The 17,489-nt window shown below is 72.5% G+C and carries 19 protein-coding genes and 3 pseudogenes; 7 read left to right on the top strand and 15 right to left on the bottom strand.

Annotation, left to right across the window (positions count from 1 at the left end; genetic code table 11):
- Positions 1-625, top strand: a 625-nt coding sequence (locus tag AOK03_RS07515; RefSeq protein WP_208609510.1) for a TerD family protein, incomplete at its 5' end; no start/stop codon positions are given.
- 92 nt (positions 626-717) lie between these two features.
- Here AOK03_RS07515 and AOK03_RS07510 read toward each other — a convergent pair.
- The 3 genes and pseudogenes from AOK03_RS07510 to AOK03_RS07500 form a co-directional block, all read right to left on the bottom strand.
- Complete coding sequence (locus tag AOK03_RS07510) at positions 718-945, bottom strand: CarD family transcriptional regulator (protein ID WP_055564387.1); 228 nt, start codon at positions 943-945, stop codon at positions 718-720.
- A 160-nt stretch (positions 946-1,105) separates the two neighbouring features.
- Positions 1,106-2,189, bottom strand: a pseudogene (locus AOK03_RS07505) (TROVE domain-containing protein); the annotation flags it as partial.
- A gap of 760 nt (positions 2,190-2,949) precedes the next feature.
- Positions 2,950-4,422, bottom strand: a complete 1,473-nt coding sequence (locus AOK03_RS07500) for an alkaline phosphatase PhoX (protein WP_055564386.1) — start codon at positions 4,420-4,422, stop codon at positions 2,950-2,952.
- Positions 4,423-4,537: 115 nt separating this feature from the next.
- On the opposite strand from AOK03_RS07500, the gene AOK03_RS07495 reads away from it, so the two are divergent.
- The 4 genes from AOK03_RS07495 (at position 4,538) to AOK03_RS07480 (ending at position 7,408) form a co-directional block, all read left to right on the top strand.
- On the top strand, positions 4,538-5,317 hold the full coding sequence (locus AOK03_RS07495) for an SDR family NAD(P)-dependent oxidoreductase (RefSeq protein WP_055564385.1): 780 nt from the start codon (positions 4,538-4,540) through the stop codon (positions 5,315-5,317).
- Positions 5,318-5,501: 184 nt separating this feature from the next.
- Complete coding sequence (locus AOK03_RS07490; RefSeq protein WP_055564384.1) at positions 5,502-5,699, top strand: hypothetical protein; 198 nt, start codon at positions 5,502-5,504, stop codon at positions 5,697-5,699.
- 66 nt (positions 5,700-5,765) lie between these two features.
- A complete protein-coding gene (locus AOK03_RS07485; RefSeq protein ID WP_244177518.1) occupies positions 5,766-6,929 on the top strand; it encodes a chymotrypsin family serine protease in 1,164 nt (387 codons plus the stop codon).
- 26 nt (positions 6,930-6,955) lie between these two features.
- Positions 6,956-7,408, top strand: a complete 453-nt coding sequence (locus AOK03_RS07480; protein WP_055564383.1) for a hypothetical protein — start codon at positions 6,956-6,958, stop codon at positions 7,406-7,408.
- A gap of 142 nt (positions 7,409-7,550) precedes the next feature.
- Here AOK03_RS07480 and AOK03_RS07475 read toward each other — a convergent pair whose 3' ends face one another.
- Entirely contained in the window at positions 7,551-8,996 is a 1,446-nt protein-coding gene (locus AOK03_RS07475; RefSeq protein WP_055564382.1) for a hypothetical protein, read from the bottom strand.
- A gap of 244 nt (positions 8,997-9,240) precedes the next feature.
- On the opposite strand from AOK03_RS07475, the gene AOK03_RS07470 reads away from it, so the two are divergent.
- Positions 9,241-11,109: an endonuclease/exonuclease/phosphatase family protein gene (locus AOK03_RS07470; protein ID WP_055564381.1), complete on the top strand. Its 1,869-nt coding sequence runs from the start codon at positions 9,241-9,243 to the stop codon at positions 11,107-11,109.
- 33 nt (positions 11,110-11,142) lie between these two features.
- Here AOK03_RS07470 and AOK03_RS07465 read toward each other — a convergent pair whose 3' ends face one another.
- The 11 genes and pseudogenes from AOK03_RS07465 to AOK03_RS42460 form a co-directional block, all read right to left on the bottom strand.
- Positions 11,143-12,000: an SRPBCC family protein gene (locus tag AOK03_RS07465; protein ID WP_244177517.1), complete on the bottom strand. Its 858-nt coding sequence runs from the start codon at positions 11,998-12,000 to the stop codon at positions 11,143-11,145.
- 119 nt (positions 12,001-12,119) lie between these two features.
- Positions 12,120-12,794, bottom strand: a complete 675-nt coding sequence (locus AOK03_RS07460) for an antibiotic biosynthesis monooxygenase (RefSeq protein ID WP_079074545.1) — start codon at positions 12,792-12,794, stop codon at positions 12,120-12,122.
- A 91-nt stretch (positions 12,795-12,885) separates the two neighbouring features.
- Positions 12,886-13,686, bottom strand: a complete 801-nt coding sequence (locus AOK03_RS07455; protein ID WP_055564379.1) for an SGNH/GDSL hydrolase family protein — start codon at positions 13,684-13,686, stop codon at positions 12,886-12,888.
- Between the two features lie 60 nt (positions 13,687-13,746).
- Positions 13,747-14,022, bottom strand: coding sequence for an SDR family oxidoreductase (locus tag AOK03_RS45125; protein ID WP_157868883.1), 276 nt, complete (start codon positions 14,020-14,022; stop codon positions 13,747-13,749).
- Positions 14,023-14,295: 273 nt separating this feature from the next.
- Positions 14,296-14,355: pseudogene (locus tag AOK03_RS45120) on the bottom strand (hypothetical protein); the annotation flags it as partial.
- A 91-nt stretch (positions 14,356-14,446) separates the two neighbouring features.
- A pseudogene (locus AOK03_RS45115) lies at positions 14,447-14,575 on the bottom strand (hypothetical protein); the annotation flags it as partial.
- Positions 14,576-14,665: 90 nt separating this feature from the next.
- Positions 14,666-14,932 (bottom strand): DUF4235 domain-containing protein, encoded by a 267-nt coding sequence (locus tag AOK03_RS07445; RefSeq protein WP_055564378.1) that lies wholly within the window; start codon positions 14,930-14,932, stop codon positions 14,666-14,668.
- Positions 14,929-15,516: a DUF3618 domain-containing protein gene (locus tag AOK03_RS07440; protein WP_055564377.1), complete on the bottom strand. Its 588-nt coding sequence runs from the start codon at positions 15,514-15,516 to the stop codon at positions 14,929-14,931. Before AOK03_RS07440 ends, AOK03_RS07445 begins: the two co-directional genes overlap by 4 nt.
- The gene (locus AOK03_RS07435) at positions 15,513-15,935 is read right to left on the bottom strand and encodes a phage holin family protein (protein WP_055564376.1); all 423 of its coding nucleotides are present in this window, start codon (positions 15,933-15,935) and stop codon (positions 15,513-15,515) included. Before AOK03_RS07435 ends, AOK03_RS07440 begins: the two co-directional genes overlap by 4 nt.
- 52 nt (positions 15,936-15,987) lie before the next feature.
- On the bottom strand, positions 15,988-16,719 hold the full coding sequence (locus AOK03_RS07430; RefSeq protein ID WP_055564375.1) for a hypothetical protein: 732 nt from the start codon (positions 16,717-16,719) through the stop codon (positions 15,988-15,990).
- On the bottom strand, positions 16,716-16,904 hold the full coding sequence (locus AOK03_RS42460) for a hypothetical protein (RefSeq protein WP_055564374.1): 189 nt from the start codon (positions 16,902-16,904) through the stop codon (positions 16,716-16,718). Before AOK03_RS42460 ends, AOK03_RS07430 begins: the two co-directional genes overlap by 4 nt.
- A gap of 149 nt (positions 16,905-17,053) precedes the next feature.
- Here AOK03_RS42460 and AOK03_RS07420 point away from each other — a divergent pair.
- The coding region (locus tag AOK03_RS07420; RefSeq protein ID WP_208609509.1) for a dihydrodipicolinate synthase family protein at positions 17,054-17,489 on the top strand (436 nt) is incomplete at its 3' end.

The raw sequence follows: 17,489 nt of genomic DNA, 5'->3' as shown, positions 1-17,489 counted from the left end.
GCCCTTGTCCAGGTTGATCCCCCCGGCCCCCGCCGCGCCCGGCGCCGGGAAGATCAACCTGGACAAGGGCCGCGTCAGCCTCCAGAAGAACCAGACGGTGTCCCTGGTCAAGGGCGGCCGTCCGCTGCTCTCGCAGGTCAAGATGGGCCTCGGCTGGGAGCCCGCGTTCCGCGGCAAGGACATCGACCTCGACGCCTCCGTCATTGCGTACGGCCCGCAGCGCAACCACGTGGACAGCTGCTACTTCGGCAAGCTGTCGATCGTGAACGGCGCGATCAAGCACTCCGGCGACAACCTCACGGGCGAGGGCGGCGGTGACGACGAGGTGATCGTCGTCGACCTCGGCCGTCTCCCGCAGGAGGTCACGGGCCTGGTCTTCACGGTGAACTCGTTCTCCGGCCAGAAGTTCACGGAGGTCGCGAAGGCGTACTGCCGCCTGATCGACGCGGCGTCGGGCGAGGAGCTGGTCCGCTTCGACCTGACCAACGCCGAGGCGCAGACGGGCGTGATGATGGCGAAGATGATCAAGCAGTTCACCGGCGAGTGGGAAATGACCGCCATGGGGCAGTTCGTGAAGTCCCGCACGGTGCGCGGCATGGTGAAGCCCTCGGCGCAGGCGCTCTGAGGGACGTGCGAACGCGCTGAGGGGCGGCGATCCGCACATGCGGTCCGCCGCCCCTCAAGCGTGTCGCTTCAGGTCACTTCAAGAGATCGTGGTCACAGCTTGGCCAGCTTCGGGTAAGGGCTCAGGAAACGTCCCTGGCGGCCTGCGAAGTCGATGACGACCGCGTCCTCTCCCTCGACGCCCACGATCCTCCCCAGGCCGTACTGGTCGTGGGAGACCCGGTCGCCCACCTCGAAGTGCTCCACGGGTGGCGCGGGCGGGGCAGGCACGTTGAAGGGACTGTTCGGCAGGTGTCGGCGCGAGCCGGGGGGCCTCGTCATGTTCGCAGTATGGGCCTTCGGGAGCCCGCGGCACCATGCTCTGTACTGACACTGCCCTCACATCGGTATGGAACAGACACACAAGCCACGGGCCGACGGGCCGCATCCCGGGTGTGGGATGCGACCCGAACGGGGGATGCGGGTGACGGCCCGCTCCCTTTCAGCCACGCACCGTGTCCGGCGCCGCCCAGGGCCAGTCGGCGTTCTCCCCCGCCTCCAGCAGCTGCACCATCCGGAACGCCGCGTCCGAGAGGCCGCCGAAGACGTGGCGGTTGCCCTCGCCCGATGCGCCGTGTCCGGCGCGGTAGCCCGCCAGGTTCCAGGTGTAGACGGGGACGGCCGCCGGAACCTGCTCGGTCGGGTCGCCGTGGTAGTGGTACGTCGCCTGCTCGTCGGTGACGATCAGGACCCGGTCGTGCTCCTTGTAGAAGCGGCGCACCGCCTCGGTGGTGTTCGTGCCCCCGAGGCCGTCGAAGCGGTCGAGGATCTTCAGGACGGACTCGCCCGCGCCGAACTTCACCCGCTGGCTGCTGGTGCCGGTCCGCGTCGGCGGCCCGCAGCGCGAGCGCCGTGCCGAAGATCGCGGCCGCGTCGGCCCGGTTGAGCTGCGAGCGGTCCGACAGCGGCGACCACATCGAGCCGGAGCGGTCGACCAGGATCAGCGTCCGGCCCGGCAGCGACGGCACGTTCGCGAGCGAGTGGCCGAGCGCCTGCTCCAGCGGGTACGACCAGCGCAGCGACGGCGCGTGCTGGTACGCGGCGAGGTAGCGGAAGGGGAACTGCCGCGACCTCGCGACGGCCTCCGGGTCGGCGAGCCGCGCCGCGACGGTCGCCGCGACCCGGTCCGAGACCCCCGCCTCGTCGAAGTTCCGCAGGTTGTGGACCAGCGCCATGGCACCCATGGACGGGATCACGGCCTCCCAGGCCGCCTTGTCCATGGGCCCCTGCAGCCAGCCCGCGAGCGCCTCCCAGGTGATGCCTGCCGCGGCGAGCCGCTCGGCGCCGCCTTCGCCGTGGACGACCGCGCGGCACTCCTCGACGGGCAGCGCCATCAGCTCGCGGTGTGCGGCGAGGACGCGCGCGCCCTCGGGCGGCACGGCGGCCTCCGGGTGGTGTCGGCGGTCGAGCGCGTACCGGAACAGGTCGCCCTGCCACGGCTTGGCCGGGTCCGGCGCCGCGTGCACGAGGTTGAGGATGTCACCGAAGCGGTAGCCCTTGGCCGCCGTGTCGTACTTGAGCAGGGACTTCTCGGGTTCGCGGGGCTCGGTCAAGCCTTTCCGTCGCGGTTCAGCCAGACATTCCTGTACCGTCGGCTCATCTTCTCCCGAACCGGCCTGACCCTGGGGTTGTTCAGGTGCTGGTATGTCGGCGTGAGAGCGTGGCAGTTGGGGCACAGCAGGCGAACGTCCTCCGGCCGGTTCCGTAACCGGTCTCCGTCGATGTGATCGACGTGGAGCGGCACTCGCCCTGACACCGGGTTGCCCCTGTCCCAACCGCACAGTTCACATTTCTGACCGCGCAGAAGGACGAGGGCTTGGCGCACGCGCCAGTCCGGGCTCCCATCTTCCCTGGTGCCGCTCACTTCTCCCGAGCGCCATGCAGCGAACCATCTGGCGAACGTTCCGGTCCGTTCGTAACGATCCTCATTGAAGCAGCCCCATGAACAGTAGGGTCCGTTGGATCGAGGGCTGCGGTCCGTCGAGCCACATCGCCGACAAGGCGAAGGTGCCCCGCGTCTGGCCAGAGCGGCTTGGCGGCGAGTGACATTGGCGCACTCTCGGCTGCAGTGCTCGGCGCCATGGTTTCGGACAGGCTCACCGCATTGCGGGCAAGCAGGCTTCAGCCGCCGCTTGGAGGAAGCCCGTTGCTCGGCGGTCGCCTGCAAACTACACCTGTTGCTGCAGAAGCGCCGCCGCCGCATCTTCACTGGACTGCCGCAGCGATCACACAACTTGCCCATGGCTGAACCGTAGATGCCTACCTGATCACCACTCGGGGAACCGTTCAGTGCCGCTGCCGCCGCCACGGGCCGGTGATCGCGAGCATGATGCCGGGCGTCTGGATGTTGGCGTACAGGGTCCTGCCGTCGGGCGAGAACGTGACGCCGGTGAACTCGCTGTACTCGGGCTTCTCTTCGGTGCCCGCGTTGAGTTCGTTGCGTGCGATCGGGTAGGTGCGGCCGCTCTCCGTGGCGCCGAAGAGGTGCTGGATGCCGTCGCCGTCCTCGGCGATGACCAGGCCGCCGTAGGGCGAGACGGTGATGTTGTCGGGGCCGTCGAAGGCGCCGTCCTTGCCGGGGTCCTGGTTCACGCCGAGCAGCACCTTCAGGGTCAGGGTGCGGCGGCCCGGGTGGTAGAACCACACCTGCCCGTCGTGCGGGACGGGGCTCTCGTCGCGGGCGAAGGAGGAGACGATGTAGGCACCGCCGTCGCCCCACCACATGCCTTCGAGCTTGCGGGCACGCGTGATGTCGCCGTCGTCGAACTGCTGGCGCACGGGCACGGTCCGCGCGTCGCGGTCGGGGACCTCGACCCAGTCCACGCCGTAGACCGTGCCGGTCCTGGTGGCGCGGGACAGGTCGTCGACGAAGCGGCCGCCGGAGTCGTAGCACTTGGGGGCCTTCAGGACGCCCGCGTCGTCGGCGAGGGTGCGCAGCCTGCCGCGGCCGTGCTCGAAGCCCTGCGGCGGGGTCCAGCGGTAGAGGAGTCCGTTCGGGCCGGAGGCGTCCTCGGTGAGGTAGAGGTGGCCGCGCTTGGGGTCGACGACGACGGCCTCGTGGGCGTAGCGGCCGAGCGCCTTGATCGGCTTGGGGGCGCGGTTGGCGCGCCTGTCGAGGGGGTCGACCTCGAAGACGTAGCCGTGGTCCTTGGTCATGCCGTTCCGACCGGCCCGGTCCTCGGTCTCCTCGCAGGTGAGCCAGGTGCCCCAAGGGGTGCTGCCGCCCGCGCAGTTGGTGGCGGTCCCGGCTATGCCGACCCACTCGGCGACGTGCCCGTCGGGGCGGACCTCGACGACGGTGCAGCCGCCGGCCGCGGCGGGGTCGTAGACGAGGCCCTCGGTGAGCGGGACGGGGTGCTGCCACTTGCTGCGGGGGCCGCCCAGCTCGTGGTTGTTGACGAGGAGCGTGGTGCCGCGCGGGCCGCGGAAGGTGGCGGTGCCGTCATGGTTGGAGGGCGTGAACTCGCCGCTCTCCAGCTTGGTCTTGCCGCTGTGCGTGATGACGCGGTACGAGAATCCGGCGGGCAGCGCGAGCAGGCCTGCCGGGTCGGGCCGGAGGGGGCCGTAGCCGGGGCCGTGGTGACCGGGGCGGCCGTGGCCGTCGTGGTCGTCGTTGCCGGGAGTGCCCGCCGCCTCCGTGACCTCCGTCGCGGCCAGGGCGCCGGGCGCGGTGGCGAGCGCGCCGACGCTGCCGGTCAGGGCGACCCCCGCACCGGTGAGCGCGGAGCGTCTGGCGAAATCCCTGCGGGTGAGCGACATCGTTTCTCCTGAGGGCGCGAGGGCGGTACGTGGGACCGGGCTGCTGTCGGCGTCACCGTCCCGCTCGCGTATAAACGGCGGTTGAACACCGTCCGACGTCGAGGGGCCTCCTTCCATGAACCTGCCCGTGCACCAGTCAGCCACCGCCCGCCGCGTCGTGGTCAGCGGCGCCTCCCGCGGCCTCGGCCGCGCCGTCGCCCGTGCCTTCGCCGCGAACGGCGACCGGGTCGCCGTGCACTACGGCTCGCGCGAGGAGGACGCGCGGGCGACGCTCGACTCCCTGGAAGGCACGGGGCACGTGCTGGTGGGCGGCGACCTGTCGGACCCGGCGGGCGCGGCGGACGTCGCGGGCCGTGCGGCCGAGGCGCTCGGCGGCATCGACGTGCTGGTGAACAACGCCGCCGTGAACCTTCCGCACCCCCTCGCCGACACCTCGTACGAGGACTGGGCGGCCCTGTGGCAGCGACACGTCTCGGTGAACCTGCTCGCCACGGCGAACCTCAGCCATCTCGCGGCCCACCGCATGATCGACCAGGGCACGGGCGGCCGGATCGTGAACATCGGCTCGCGCGGCGCGTTCCGGGGCGAGCCCGACCATCCGGCCTACGGCGCGACGAAGGCCGCCGTCCATGCGCTCGGCCAGTCGCTCGCCGTCTCCCTCGCACCGCACGGGATCGCGGTGGCGTCGGTGGCGCCCGGGTTCTTCGAGACGGAGCGGGTGGCGCACCGGCTGAGCGGCGCCGAGGGCGCGGCGATCCGCGCGCAGAGCCCCTTCGGACGGGCGGGCACGGCGGAGGAGATCGCGGCCGCCGTGCTGTGGCTGGCGTCGCCGGTCGCCGAGTGGGCCTCGGGGGCGGTGCTCGACCTGAACGGCGCCTCGCATCTGCGTACGTGACAAGGCTCGGGAAACAAGGTCAACAGGAACGGATCAGCCGTAAAGCGAAGAATCACCGCAGAACACCTTGACCCGCGATGCACACCGCAATAGACATCACGTACGTGCAGTGCTGCACCACCCGCACGGAGAGGCGAGCCGAGTGGACGCACATCAGGCACGCAGCCTCCATGAAGGCCGGCTGATGAAGCTGGCCAATGTCACCGGAGTCGGCACCGGCAGAGACGAACACTCGGGTCAGGACGTGATCGTCGTCTTTGTGACCCACCGGGTGCCCCGTGACCGTCTCCGTGACGAAGACGTGGTTCCGGACACGCTCGAAGGCGTCCCCGTACGCGTACTCGCCATCGGCGAAGTCGACGCGCAGGACGGCGGGACGTAGCGAGAGCGACGCCCTGGCGCGGCCCGGAGCTCCCACCCTTCAAAGGGGAAGAGGTGGTCTGGCGTGGTGAGCCAGCCCGAACTGATGCGAGGACCCACCGGCGGTCAACTGAGCGACAGCTCCCGCCAGCAGGCGATGTCCGACTTCCTGCGGCCCCAGCAGCCGCTCTCGAACGTGGTCGGCTTCGGCCACGGCGTGAAGTGGAGCGACGGGGAGCCCACGGGCGAGCCCGCCGTCGTCGTGTTCGTCACCCAGAAGCTCCCGGAGTCGATGCTCCCGGAGCGGGACGTCGTCCCCCGTCAGATGGACGACGGCACCCCGACCGACGTCGTCGCGGTGGGCCACATCGCGGCGCAGCGCCAGCAGAGCAGGGCGGGCGGCCGGCGGGCCGACGACCGCGCCTCGGTGACGTACGGACCGGACGGCAGCGTCAGCGAGCAGCTCTCGGGCCTCGGTCAGCCGCAGCTCGAAGAGCTCGTCGGACGCGGCGCGTTCGAGCCGCAGCTCCTCAAGCGCCGGATGCGCCCGTGCCCCTCCGGCTTCTCGGTCGGCAACGTCCGGGTGACCGCGGGCACGCTCGGCAGCGTGGTCTACGACTTCCTGCCCGGCGCCTCCGTCGACCCGCCCGGCGCGGGTCTCGGCGTACCGGCGAAGTTCTACATCCTCTCCAACAACCACGTGCTGGCCGACTCCAACCGGGCGCAGCTGGGCAGCGCCATCGTGCAGCCCGGCGTCTTCGACGGCGGGCAGGACCCGGCGGACCGCATCGCGACCCTGGAGCGCTTCATCACGATCCAGTTCGCCCCACAGATCCCGGTGGAGCGGCACAACAACGTCGTGGACGCGGCGCTCGGCTCGGTCGACTTCCAGGACGCGACGCGCGAGCAGTACTTCAGCGGCGCCCCGCGCGCCTGGCGGCGCAAGGCCAATGTGGCCGTCGGCGACCTGGTGAAGAAGACCGGCAGGACGACGAACATCAGCTTCGGCCGCATCATCGCGGTCGACTCGACGGTCGACGTGAACTACGGCACGGCGGGCACGGCCCGCTTCAAGGACCAGATCGTCACGACGAACATCTCCGCGGGCGGCGACTCCGGTTCGCTGGTCACCTCGCAGGACGACGTCGCGGTGGGTCTGCTCTTCGCCGGTTCGTCGGTCGCGACCATCGTCAACCACATCGAGAACGTCCGCGCGCTGCTGCGCGTGGAGATCGCCGAGCTGCTGGCCTGACGGTCAGAACGGAAGGAGGGTTTTCCATGACCACCCAGGCACGCAAGCAGAAGGGCGGCCAGTCGCGGACGGAGCACCGCTTCCACAATCCGCAGGGCGCCGAGGTCAAGACGCGCGACGAGGCGTTCGCCGCGCCGCAGGCCGAGGTGTCGGCCGAGGCCCTGTCGACGGAGTGCAAGCTGACGCTCCACAGCGGCGCGGTCACGTTCGTCCTCGAGGTGAAGTACAACCCCAACACCTATCCGCACGTGGTGACGGGCGGGCAGATCACGTCCGGCATCTGCGGCGCGCCGTGGGACATCACGGGCGGCGCGATCGGCGAGACGATAAGGCTCGACGCGAAGCGCGCCGGGCAGGGGTCGTGCGCGAACAGGATCACGATCGTGGGCGAGTACCAGAATCCTCCGGCGTACCGGGGTACGTACGGGTTCGACGGCGCGACGTCGTCGTTCAAGCACACGACTCGCTACGAGTGCTGACGCCTCCCGGCAGGGGGTAGCGGCTTCCGGGTGGGCCTGGGCCGTTGGGCCCGGGCCCACCCGGGGTGCCGTCGATCGCCCTTCGGGCTCGTCCTCAAACGCCGGACGGGCTCACGTGCCCGCGCCGCACGGCTCGAACCGGCTAGAGGTTCCGCGCCTTGAAGGCCGCCTTGCGGGCCTCCTTCGCCACCTTCTTGTCGGGGTGCAGGCGGCCCATCGCCTCCAGGACGTCGGCCGTGGCGGGGTGCTCGACCCGCCATGCCGTGGCGAAGAAGCCGCTGTGCCGCTGCGCGAGGCCCTCCACCAGGCCCTGCAACTCGTCCGAGTTGCCCTCGACGGCGAGCTGCGCGGCGAGCGTGTCGATGGTCAGCCAGAAGATGAGGTCCTGCGACGGCGCGGGCACGTCCGCGGCGTCGTGCTCGGCGAGCCACACCCGGGCGAGGCCCCCGAGCTCCGGGTCGTCGAGGACGTCGCGCAGGGCGGGCTCCGCCTCGTTGCCCACCAGGGAGAGCGCCTGCTGGCAGCGGAGCCTGCGCAGCGGCGCACCCTCGTCGCCGCCGCGCGCCGCGACCAGCAACTCCCGTGCGGCGCCCAGCGGTTCGTGCCGGGCGAGCCAGCGCTCGATCTCCGCCTGGGCGGCGTGCTGCGGGAAGCCGGAGGTGCCGTCGAGCAGCACGTCCGCGCCCTTGTCCGCGAGGTCGCCGACGGCGGGCGCGTCGACGCCGGCCTCCAGCATCCGGGCCCGGACGCCGTACAGGCCGAGCGGGGTGAGCCGGACCATGCCGTAGCGGCTGACGTCCTCGTCGTCGACGGGGGCGGGCTCGGGGCCGTCCTCGTCGATGTCGGCCATGAGCGCTTCGTCGACCGGCTGGTACTCGACGAGACCGAGCGGCTCGAAGATCCGGAACTGGTCGTCGAGCTTCATCATCGCGTCCGACACCTGCTCCAGGATGTCATCCGTGGGCTCGCCCATGTCGTCGGGGACGATCATCGAGGCGGCGAGCGCGGGCAGCGGCACCGGGCTCTCGCCGCCCGCGGCGTCGCCCACGGTGAGCAGGTAGAGGTTGCCGAGGACGCCGTCCAGGAAGTCGGCCTCGGCCTGCGGGTCCCAGCCGAGCTCCTCGAAGTCGACCTCGCCGTTCGCCTCCAGGACGTCGAGGAGGTTCTCCATGTCGGGCACGGTGGCGTCCGCGTACACCGTGTCGAGGGCGCCGAGCCAGATGCCGAGGACGTCCTGCGGGCTGCCCGCGGAGAGCAGCGCGAGGTCCTCGCCCTGGGTGACGGTGCCTTCCGCGCCCTCCTCCTCGGCGTCCGTGACGTCGACGAGACCGGTGTCCACCGCGACCCGCCAGGCCTCGCTCGCGTACGCGGCCGCATCGGGGTCGTCCGTCGCGAGGCCCAGCTCGGCGGCGGCCGCCGGGAGCTGTGCGTCGACGAGCTCACCGCCCGCGCCGACGCGGGTGTCGGGTCCCGCCCAGCGGGCGAGCCGCACGGCGCGGGACAGCAGCGGCGTGGCGAGCGCGGCCCGCGCGAGTTCCGCTTCGGAGTGCAGCAGCACCGGCGGCAGGGTGGCGGGGCTTACGGACATCGGCTGGTTCTCCTCCGAGGGTGTGGGGCGCCGAGGGTACGGGTCGGCAAGGCGCAAGCCTAGACGGATTTGGCACCATGCCGCCCGGTTCATGTCCCTGTCAGAAAACGTACAGCGTCGGAACACCCGAACAACCTTGACAACTCCCCTGGTCACACAAGAGATTGACGCGCGTAGAGCCCCGCACGGGCCCGCACCGCCGCACCGTTCCTTTCCCTGCTCCCACCCTCATCCGGAGTCACTGATGCCGCACATACCGACGCCCCGCGTACCGAGAACCGCCGCCGTCAGCGCCGTCGTCGCCACCGCCCTGGCCGCGGGACTGCTCGTGGTCTCGTCCTCCGCCGCCTCCGGCGCCTCCGCTGACGAGGTCGGCATCCACGACATCCAGGGCACCACCCGCGTCTCGCCCCTGGCGGGACAGCAGGTCGAGGACGTCGCAGGCATCGTGACCGGGGTCCGCGGGTACGGCTCGAAGGGCTTCTGGATCCAGTCCGCCGCCGGGGCGGCCGACGCCGACCCCGCCACCAGTGAGGCCGTCTTCGTCTTCACCGGCTCGGCGGCGCTCACCGTCGAGGCGGGCGACGCGGTCCGGGTCTCCGGGACGGTCGGCGAGTACGTTCCCGGGGGCGCCGGCTCCGGCAACCAGTCCCTCACCCAGATCACCAAGCCGACGGTGACCGTGGAGTCGTCCGGCAACCCGCTGCCCGCGCCGGTCACGATCGACGCGAAGTCCGTGCCCGCCGCGTACGCGCCCACCGGCGACCCCGCGCAGGGCGGCAGCATCAACGCGCTGCCGCTGAAGCCGCGCTCGTACGCCCTCGACCTCTACGAGTCCCTGGAGGGCATGAACGTACGGGTCGGCAGCTCGCGCGTGGTCGGCGCGACCGACGCGTACAACGAGCTGTGGGTCACGGTGAAGAAGCACGAGAACCGGAACAGGCGCGGCGGCACCGTCTACGGCTCCTACGACGCGCAGAACGGCGGACGGCTGCAGATCCAGCAGCTCGCCCCGGTCTCCGAGCAGCCGTTCCCCAAGGCGGACGTCGGTGACGTCCTGCGCGGCGGCGCCGAGGGCCCCCTGGACTTCAACCAGTTCGGCGGCTACACCGTCGTGGCGCGTGAGCTCGGCAAGGTCGACGGCAAGGGCCTCACCCGCGAGAAGACGCGGCGGCAGGCCAAGGGCGAGCTCGCCGTGGCCACGTACAACGTCGAGAACCTCGACCCGACCGACCCGCAGAAGAAGTTCGACGCGCTCGCCGGGGCCGTCGTCGCGAACCTCGCCTCGCCCGACATCGTGGCCCTGGAGGAGATCCAGGACGACAACGGGGCGAAGAACGACGGCACGGTCTCCGCGGAGGCGACCCTGAAGAAGTTCACGGACGCGATCGTCGCCGCGGGCGGGCCGCGCTACGCGTGGCGGTCCGTCGACCCGGAGAACAACAAGGACGGCGGCGAGCCGGGCGGCAACATCCGGCAGGTCTTCCTCTACAACCCCGAGCGGGTCTCGTTCACCGAGCGCGCGCCCGGCGACGCGACGACCCCCACCGAGGTCGTGCGCAAGGGCGGCCGGGCCGCACTGAGCCACTCCCCCGGGCGCGTCGACCCGGGGAACGCGGCGTGGGCGGACAGCCGCAAGCCGCTGGCCGGTGAGTTCACCTTCCGCGGCCGGACCGTCTTCGTGATCGCCAACCACTTCGGGTCGAAGGGCGGCGACGAGGGGCTGACCTCGCACCACCAGCCGCCGGTGCGTTCCTCCGAGGCCAAGCGGCTGCTGCAGGCGCAGGCCGTGAACGGGTTCGTGAAGGACATCCGCAAGGTCCAGCGGAACGCCGACGTCGTCGTGCTCGGCGACATCAACGACTTCGAGTTCTCCGCGGCCACCAAGGCCCTGGAGGACGGCGGCGCGCTGCGCTCCGCCGCCAGGTCGCTGCCCAGGAGCGAGCGCTACTCGTACGTCTACCAGGGCAACTCGCAGGTCCTCGACCAGATCCTGACCAGTCCGGGGGTGGGCGACGTGGACGACTTCAGCTACGACAGCGTGCACATCAACGCGGAGTTCGCGGAGCAGAACAGCGACCACGACCCGCAGGTGCTGCGCTTCCGGCCGTAGCCGTCGGGGACCGGCAGGACCGGCAGGACCGCCTCAGCCGTAGAGGTGGTCCAGCCAGTCCTGCCACGCCAGTTCGGTGCCCTTGGCGTCCGCGTGCGCGCCGAAGTCGTGGATGCTGATGCCGACCGGGGCACCGAAGTGGTTGCGCCCGTAGAAGCGGTGCAGCGTCTCGTCGGCGCGCAGGCCGATGAAGTAACGGCTGCGGAAGTCGATCACCGCGTCCAGCTCCCCGCCCGCGGCCTGCACCCGCACCCGCGCGCCGTCCGTGGCGTCGTCGGGCAGGCCGAGGGCCCGGCCGAGCCTGACGAAGGCGTCCGGGGCGGCGGAGGCGGACGGTCCGGTCAGGGCGGAGTAGGTGACGGGGCGGCCCTCGAAGTACGCCATGTACTGGCCCAGGGTGTGCAGATGGAAGTCGGTGTGCTTCACGACGCCGTCGTACTGCGTGTCCCAGTCGCCGGTGAAGATGCCGCTGTGCACATGGCGCAGCCAGGAGCGGCGGCCGCCGTCGCGCGGCTCGATGACGTGGTCGACCTGGTTGAGGGGCCGGCCGGGCAGGCCGGCCGGGTCCTCGACGCGGGCGGTGAGGCGGTGGGGCGGGTCCCAGCGGGTGACGGTGGCGCCGGAGGGGGCGGCGCCGCCCTCGCGGGGCTCGTACTCCATGGGCCACAGCCAGCCGCCGGTGCCGGTGGTGAGGGCGGCCCAGAGCTGGGCCGGGGAACCCTCGACCTCCAGCTCACGGACGATCTCGAAGGGCTTGCCCGTACCGCCCGGGACGCTCGTGCCGTCGGCGGCGCTCCCGGTGCTGTCGCCGGGCCTCCCGCTCTCGGCCTTGCCCCTGCCGGTCCTGCGTCTGCCCGGCCTGCCCCGGCCCGTCCTGCCGTCACCGCTCATGCCGGTCCCCGGGGTGGTGGCGAGGGATCGAGGTGACGTCCAGCATGGCTCCACCGTCCCGCCGCCGCCTGCCGCTGTCCAGGAGAGCGGGGCGGTGGGCGGCGAGGGGCCGGGAAAAACTACGCCTTGCTCGGTACGAAGCCGTACGCGAACCGGTACCTGTCGCCCGCGCCGCCGCCCGCCGAGGCGAGCGCGTCGACGTGGGCCCGCTCGCTCTCCCACTCCGCGTAGGTGACGACCCGCCTGCCGTCCGTGCTGACGTGGAAGTGCGCGGCGTACAGGCCGAGGTCCCCCGCGGGGGCGCTGTCCAGGGCCTCGGCCGCCCGGTCCGACCAGGCGCGCTGCCCTTCGGGGTCGGGCGCATCGAAGTCGACCCCGGCGATCACGATCGCGCCGGGTTCGCGCCCCTCGCGCCCGCGCCCGTCGGTCCAACTGCGGTACCGCCGCGTCTTGTTCAGGCCGAGCCGCTCGATGCCCGGCACGGCCGCGTCGATCTCGGCGTTCCGCGCGTCCCTGCCGTTGCCGGTGCTCGCGAAGAAGTCCTGGTAGGCCTCCTCGTCCCGCCACTGCGAGTGGTGCAGGACCGTCGAGCCGTCGGAACCCGCGTACACCGTGTACGAGAGGAGGCCCTCGTGCGGCCAGGGGCGGGTCTCCCAGGCCTTCGCGATGGCCTCCAGGGTGGCCCGCTGCCGCTCGGGCGAGCCCGCGCTCCAGGTGCTGATGAAGGTGAGGCCGCCGTCGGCGCGGGCCGGGTCGGGGAGGGTGCCGGTGCTGAGGGTGGTGGTCGTGGGCATGGCGGGTCCGTCCGTCTCGGTCGAAGTCGGGTGCCGGAGCGGGTGGTCGCTCCGTGCGTGCACCACACTCCGACCTCGACCGAGGTTGAGGTCAAGCCCGTTCGTGACCCGCCGCGATCACCGCTTCGAGCGCCGGGCGCTTCGCCTCCCGTCCGTCGCCCGACGACCGCCCCCGTACCCGCCGCCACATCCAGGGCCCCATGAACCCCGCGAACCAGCGCGCCTCCGCCGTCACCGCCCCGAGCACGGACACCGGGGCCAGCGGCGGCAGCGGGCTCATCCAGCTCTCCTGCCCGGCGACGCCGAGCGCGTCCGCCATGCCCGCGGCGATCCGGGCGTGGCCGAGCGGGCTCGCGTGCATGCGGTCGTTGCTCCACAGCCGCGGGTCGGTGGTGATGCGGTGCGGGAAGGTGTCGAGCACGACCACGCCGTGCCGGTCGGCGGCCGCGCGGATCCGGGCGTTGAGATCGAGGACGCGGGGCAGCGCACGCCGCGCGAGCGGCGAGATGCGCCCGATGTCCGGGAAGGTGACGGTGGCCACGCGCGCGCCCGCCGCGGTGAGTTCGGTGAACATCTCCTCGACGTCGGCGGCGACGCGCGCGACGTCGAAGCCCGGCCGCACCAGGTCGTTCATGCCCGCCATGACGGTCACGAGATCCGGCTTCAGCGCGAGGGCGGGCCCCAGCTGCTCCGCCTTGATCCGTGCCGTCCGGCGGCCGCGCACGGCGAGGTTGGCGTAGGTGAAGTCCGGATGTCCGGCGGCGAGGATCTCGGCGAGCCGGTCGGCCCAGCCGCGGTAGCCGTGCTCCTCGTCGCCGTCCCCGAGGCCCTCCGTCTGACTGTCGCCGATCGCGACGTAACGCGCGTACGGATGCTGCTGCGTCGTGGCCATGGGCCGAGCTTCCTCCGGGTGTCCTGGCCCGTCAACGCGGGCCCGGCGCCGCCCGAGGGGCTACAGGAGGTGGCCGCCGCCGTCGACGAGCAGCAGCTCTCCGGTGATGTACCAGGAGTTGGCCAGGTCGACCACCGCCTCGGCGATGTCCTCGGGGCGGCCCACGCGGCCCAGCGGCAGCCGCTGCGCCACCGCCGCCATGGACGCCTCGGTGCCCTCGACGCCGTCGCACCACGGCGTGTCGATCATGCCGGGCGCCACCGCGTTGACCCGTACGTCCGGGCCCAGCGTCTCGGCGAGCAGCCTGGCCATGTGGTTCACGGCGGCCTTGCTCACCGCGTACGGAATGGAGCTGCCCGTTCGGGCGCACGCCCGCCCGCGAGGTGATGGTGACGATGCTGCCCGCGCCGCTCGCGCGCAGGTGCGGGACGGCCGCGGCGATGGTCCGCCACACGCCGATGACATTGACGTCGTACGGCTCCCGCGACACCTCGGGGTTGGCCGCCGCCAGGTCGTCGTGGTCGACGATGGGGGTCCCCCCATGCGCTCCACGCTATGGCGGAGGGTGGTGCCCGCGCAGTTGACCAGGATGTCCAGGCGGCCGTACGTGTCGACGGCGGTCCGCACGAGCCGCGCGGCGTCGGCCTCGTCGGCGACGCTCGCCCGCACGTAGCCGGCGTCCGGCAGTTCGGCCGCCGGCTTTCTCGCCCGCCTCGACCGAGCGGGCGGAGTTGACGACCACACGGACGCCGGCGGCGGCGAGGCGGCGGGCGATGGCGGCGCCGATGCCGGACGAGGAGCCCGTCACGAGGACGACGCGCCGCTCGCTGCCCGGTGTAGCGGGGGCGGCCGGTGCTGTCGCCGCCGCCGCTTGTGTCGTCGGAGCCATGGGGGGTGCTCTTGTTCATCGTGCCTCGAGGCCTCTGCATTCGTCCGGCCTGTCGGCGCCCGCGCCGTTCATGTCAGACGGCCGCGGGCATCAGCCCGGCCAGCGGCCCGTCAGACGCCGTACGCCGACCGCGCCGCCGCGGTCCACCGCCGCCTTGACCACGGCGAAGATCGCGCCCTGCAGCGCCGCGGCGGCGAGGATCTCGCTCCAGGAGCGTTCCTCGTCGTGGGCGTCCGGTGCGTCGTCCTCGCCCGCCACCGCCCTCCAGGTGCGCCGGAACAGCGCGCCCGCGACCGCGCCGCCCAGCATGCCGAAGGCCATGCCGAGCGGCTTGTAGAGGATCTTGGGCCCGCTCATCGGCGGGACGCCCGCTTGCGGCGGCGCAGCACCAGACAGGCCACCAGGACGCCCACCCCGGCCGCGGCGACCGTCCGCGGGTGGCGGCCGCCGGTCCGCACGACGCCGCTCGCGGCGGCCCGCACGGGCTCGGGCGTGCCGTCCTGCACGCGGCGCGCGGCCCCGGCCACCTTCTCCTCGGCCTGGACCACGGCGGGGTACCGCTCCGCACGCGCCTTCCCCTCCAGCACGGCGCCCTTGGCCCGCCCGGCGCCCTCGGCCGCCTTGCCCTTCGCGCGGGCCGCACCTTCGGCCGTCGCGCTCCTCGCGTGCCCGGCCTCGGCCGTGGCCTTGTCCTTGGCGCGTGCCGCCTGCTCCGTCACCTTGTCCTTCACCTGTGCCGCCGTCCCTTGTACGTGGTCCTTCACCGCCGCGGCCCGCTCCCGGGCGCGGGCCTTCACGTCCGCCTTCGCCGCGAGTTCCTCGATGGTCTCGCCGAGGCTGCCGCGGGTCTCCTCGATCTGCCGACGCAGTTCGTCGGGGCCCTTCGCGCCCACGTCCTGCTGCGCGCCCGCGTTCTTCGCGTGCTTGGGGGTGTCCGTCATCGGTGCGCCCTTTCCTTGATCTCGTCGACATCCGCCCTGACGCTGTCCATCGCCTCCCGCGGCACGGGGGGCACCGCGCGGGCCAGCTGCTGTCGGCCCGCCGCGGCGAGCACCCCGGCCACGGCGAAGAGCACGCCGGTGACGATGAGGGCCGCGCCCCAGACGGGCAGGGTCAGTGCGAGTGCCGCGACCGCCGTGGCCGCCAGCGCCATGAGTCCGACGTACGAGACCGCGCCGGCCGCTCCGAGGAGTCCTCCGCCGCGGCCCGCGCGCCTGCCCTTGGCGGCCATTTCCTGTCCGGCGAGCCGCATTTCCTGGCGTACGAGTTCCGAAAGCTGTGCGGTGGCCCGTTCGACGAGCTCTCCCACCGAGTGCTGCGCGTGCTCGCGCGTCGACTGATCGCCCATGGTCCCGGTCACGGGGTTCGCCTCCCTTCTGGCTGGGACGGCCGAGTACCCGCGCCGGGCGACGCTATCCCCGCTGGTCTCCGGATCCCGGCTGATCTCCGGATCCGCGCTGCTCTCCGGGTCCCCGCTGCTCTACGGTGAACCGCGCCAGCTCCGCCTGGAACCAGTCCAGCCGTGCCTGCAGCAGCGCGGCCTCCGCCATCAGTTCGGGCATGCCGAGGCCGCCGGGGCCCTCGGGGCCGCCGCCCCCGGACACGGACGGTTCGGCCGCGACGACCTTCAGCCCCTCCCCCGCGAGCCGTGCGAACTCCGCGACGGACAGGGCCTGCCGCCCTCCCCTGCACCGCCCGCACGCCGCCTCGACGACCCGCCACCCCGGGCTGCCCCACCCGGCGTCGGCGAGCAGCGTGGCCGCGGCGCCGCAGCCGCACGGCGGCACCGTCGCGCCGCGCACCCGCTGCCGCGCGTACCGGAAGCCGCGCTCGAACCGGATGTAGGCCCCGAGCACCGTCACTTCGAGGAGCGCCGCCCCGCGGTGCTCGGCGGTGCACAGGAGCGCCTCGGCGGTCGCCCGGTCGTGCACGCAGTGGAAGCCGCAGTCGCAGCGGCGGTGCGGGGCGCGGTGCCGTCTGCCGTAGGCGCAGGCCGCTTCGTCGAGGACTCCGTAGGGCCGGCCCGCGCCGAGGGAGACGCCGGTGAAGCCGGCCCGGGTGCCGTCGTGGGACAGCACCGGGCGGGCGATCTTGTATCCGGTGGGCGGCTCCGTCGGGCGTTCCTCGGGGAGCCGCAGCCTCATCGGGCGGCCGCGGCCTCGGCCGGAGCCTCTGCCGGGGTACCGGTCGGCCGGTCCTGTGCGGTCGGCTCGCGCCGCTCCGGCACGTGCTCCGGCTCCGGCGCGTGCTGCTGCTCCGGCGCGTGCTCCTCGTGCCGCGACGGCCGCTCTTCGGCGATTCCGGTGGAGAGTGCCTTGCCGAGCCTCATGACGCCTCCTAGGGACCGACTGTCCCGCCATAGTGGCCTACATGGGGGCGAGTTGGCACCAGTGCCTGCCACACCTCGTAGCGTTCCTGTCGATTACTTCGTAGAAGAATTAAGTGGAGCTTCAACACGGGCGGGCCGAGACTTCCCTCATGACCTCCCGAACCCCGGCGCCCTTCGGCCGCGCCCTCTGCGCGATGATCACGCCCTTCACGGCCGAGGGCGCCCTCGACCTCGACGGCGCCCGGCAGCTCGCCGACCACCTGGTGTCCCGGGGCTGCGACGGCCTCGTCGTGTCCGGCACGACCGGCGAGTCGCCGACCACCTCCGACGACGAGAAGGCCGCGCTCGTCCGGGCCGTGGCCGACGCGGTCGGCGACCGCGCGTCCGTCGTCGCGGGCGTCGGCAGCAACGACACCCGGCACGCCGTCGAACAGGCCCGGCAGGCCGAGAAGGCGGGCGCCGACGGCCTGTTGGTGCTCACGCCGTCCTACAGCCTGCCGCCGCAGGACGCCGTCGAGGCACACTTCCGCACGGTCGCCGGCGCCTGCGGGCTGCCGGTGCTGCTGTACGACATCCCGGGCCGCA

Source organism: Streptomyces atriruber, from assembly GCF_001418325.1.
Taxonomy (GTDB): Bacteria; Actinomycetota; Actinomycetes; order Streptomycetales; family Streptomycetaceae; genus Streptomyces; species Streptomyces atriruber.
The sequence above is the reverse complement of the archived record's forward strand: the minus strand, read 5'-3'. Positions and strand labels throughout refer to the sequence as shown.

Coding starts and splice junctions, on each gene's coding strand:
- AOK03_RS07430 (WP_055564375.1), bottom strand. CDS start 16,719: ATGAGGCTGCGGCTCCCCGAGGAACGCCCGACGGAGCCGCCCACCGGA.
- AOK03_RS07460 (WP_079074545.1), bottom strand. CDS start 12,794: ATGCCCACGACCACCACCCTCAGCACCGGCACCCTCCCCGACCCGGCC.
- AOK03_RS07440 (WP_055564377.1), bottom strand. CDS start 15,516: ATGACGGACACCCCCAAGCACGCGAAGAACGCGGGCGCGCAGCAGGAC.
- AOK03_RS07510 (WP_055564387.1), bottom strand. CDS start 945: ATGACGAGGCCCCCCGGCTCGCGCCGACACCTGCCGAACAGTCCCTTC.
- AOK03_RS42460 (WP_055564374.1), bottom strand. CDS start 16,904: ATGAGGCTCGGCAAGGCACTCTCCACCGGAATCGCCGAAGAGCGGCCG.
- AOK03_RS07500 (WP_055564386.1), bottom strand. CDS start 4,422: ATGTCGCTCACCCGCAGGGATTTCGCCAGACGCTCCGCGCTCACCGGT.
- AOK03_RS07490 (WP_055564384.1), top strand. CDS start 5,502: ATGAAGCTGGCCAATGTCACCGGAGTCGGCACCGGCAGAGACGAACAC.
- AOK03_RS07480 (WP_055564383.1), top strand. CDS start 6,956: ATGACCACCCAGGCACGCAAGCAGAAGGGCGGCCAGTCGCGGACGGAG.
- AOK03_RS07470 (WP_055564381.1), top strand. CDS start 9,241: ATGCCGCACATACCGACGCCCCGCGTACCGAGAACCGCCGCCGTCAGC.
- AOK03_RS07465 (WP_244177517.1), bottom strand. CDS start 12,000: ATGAGCGGTGACGGCAGGACGGGCCGGGGCAGGCCGGGCAGACGCAGG.
- AOK03_RS07475 (WP_055564382.1), bottom strand. CDS start 8,996: ATGTCCGTAAGCCCCGCCACCCTGCCGCCGGTGCTGCTGCACTCCGAA.
- AOK03_RS07445 (WP_055564378.1), bottom strand. CDS start 14,932: ATGAGCGGGCCCAAGATCCTCTACAAGCCGCTCGGCATGGCCTTCGGC.
- AOK03_RS07455 (WP_055564379.1), bottom strand. CDS start 13,686: ATGGCCACGACGCAGCAGCATCCGTACGCGCGTTACGTCGCGATCGGC.
- AOK03_RS07495 (WP_055564385.1), top strand. CDS start 4,538: ATGAACCTGCCCGTGCACCAGTCAGCCACCGCCCGCCGCGTCGTGGTC.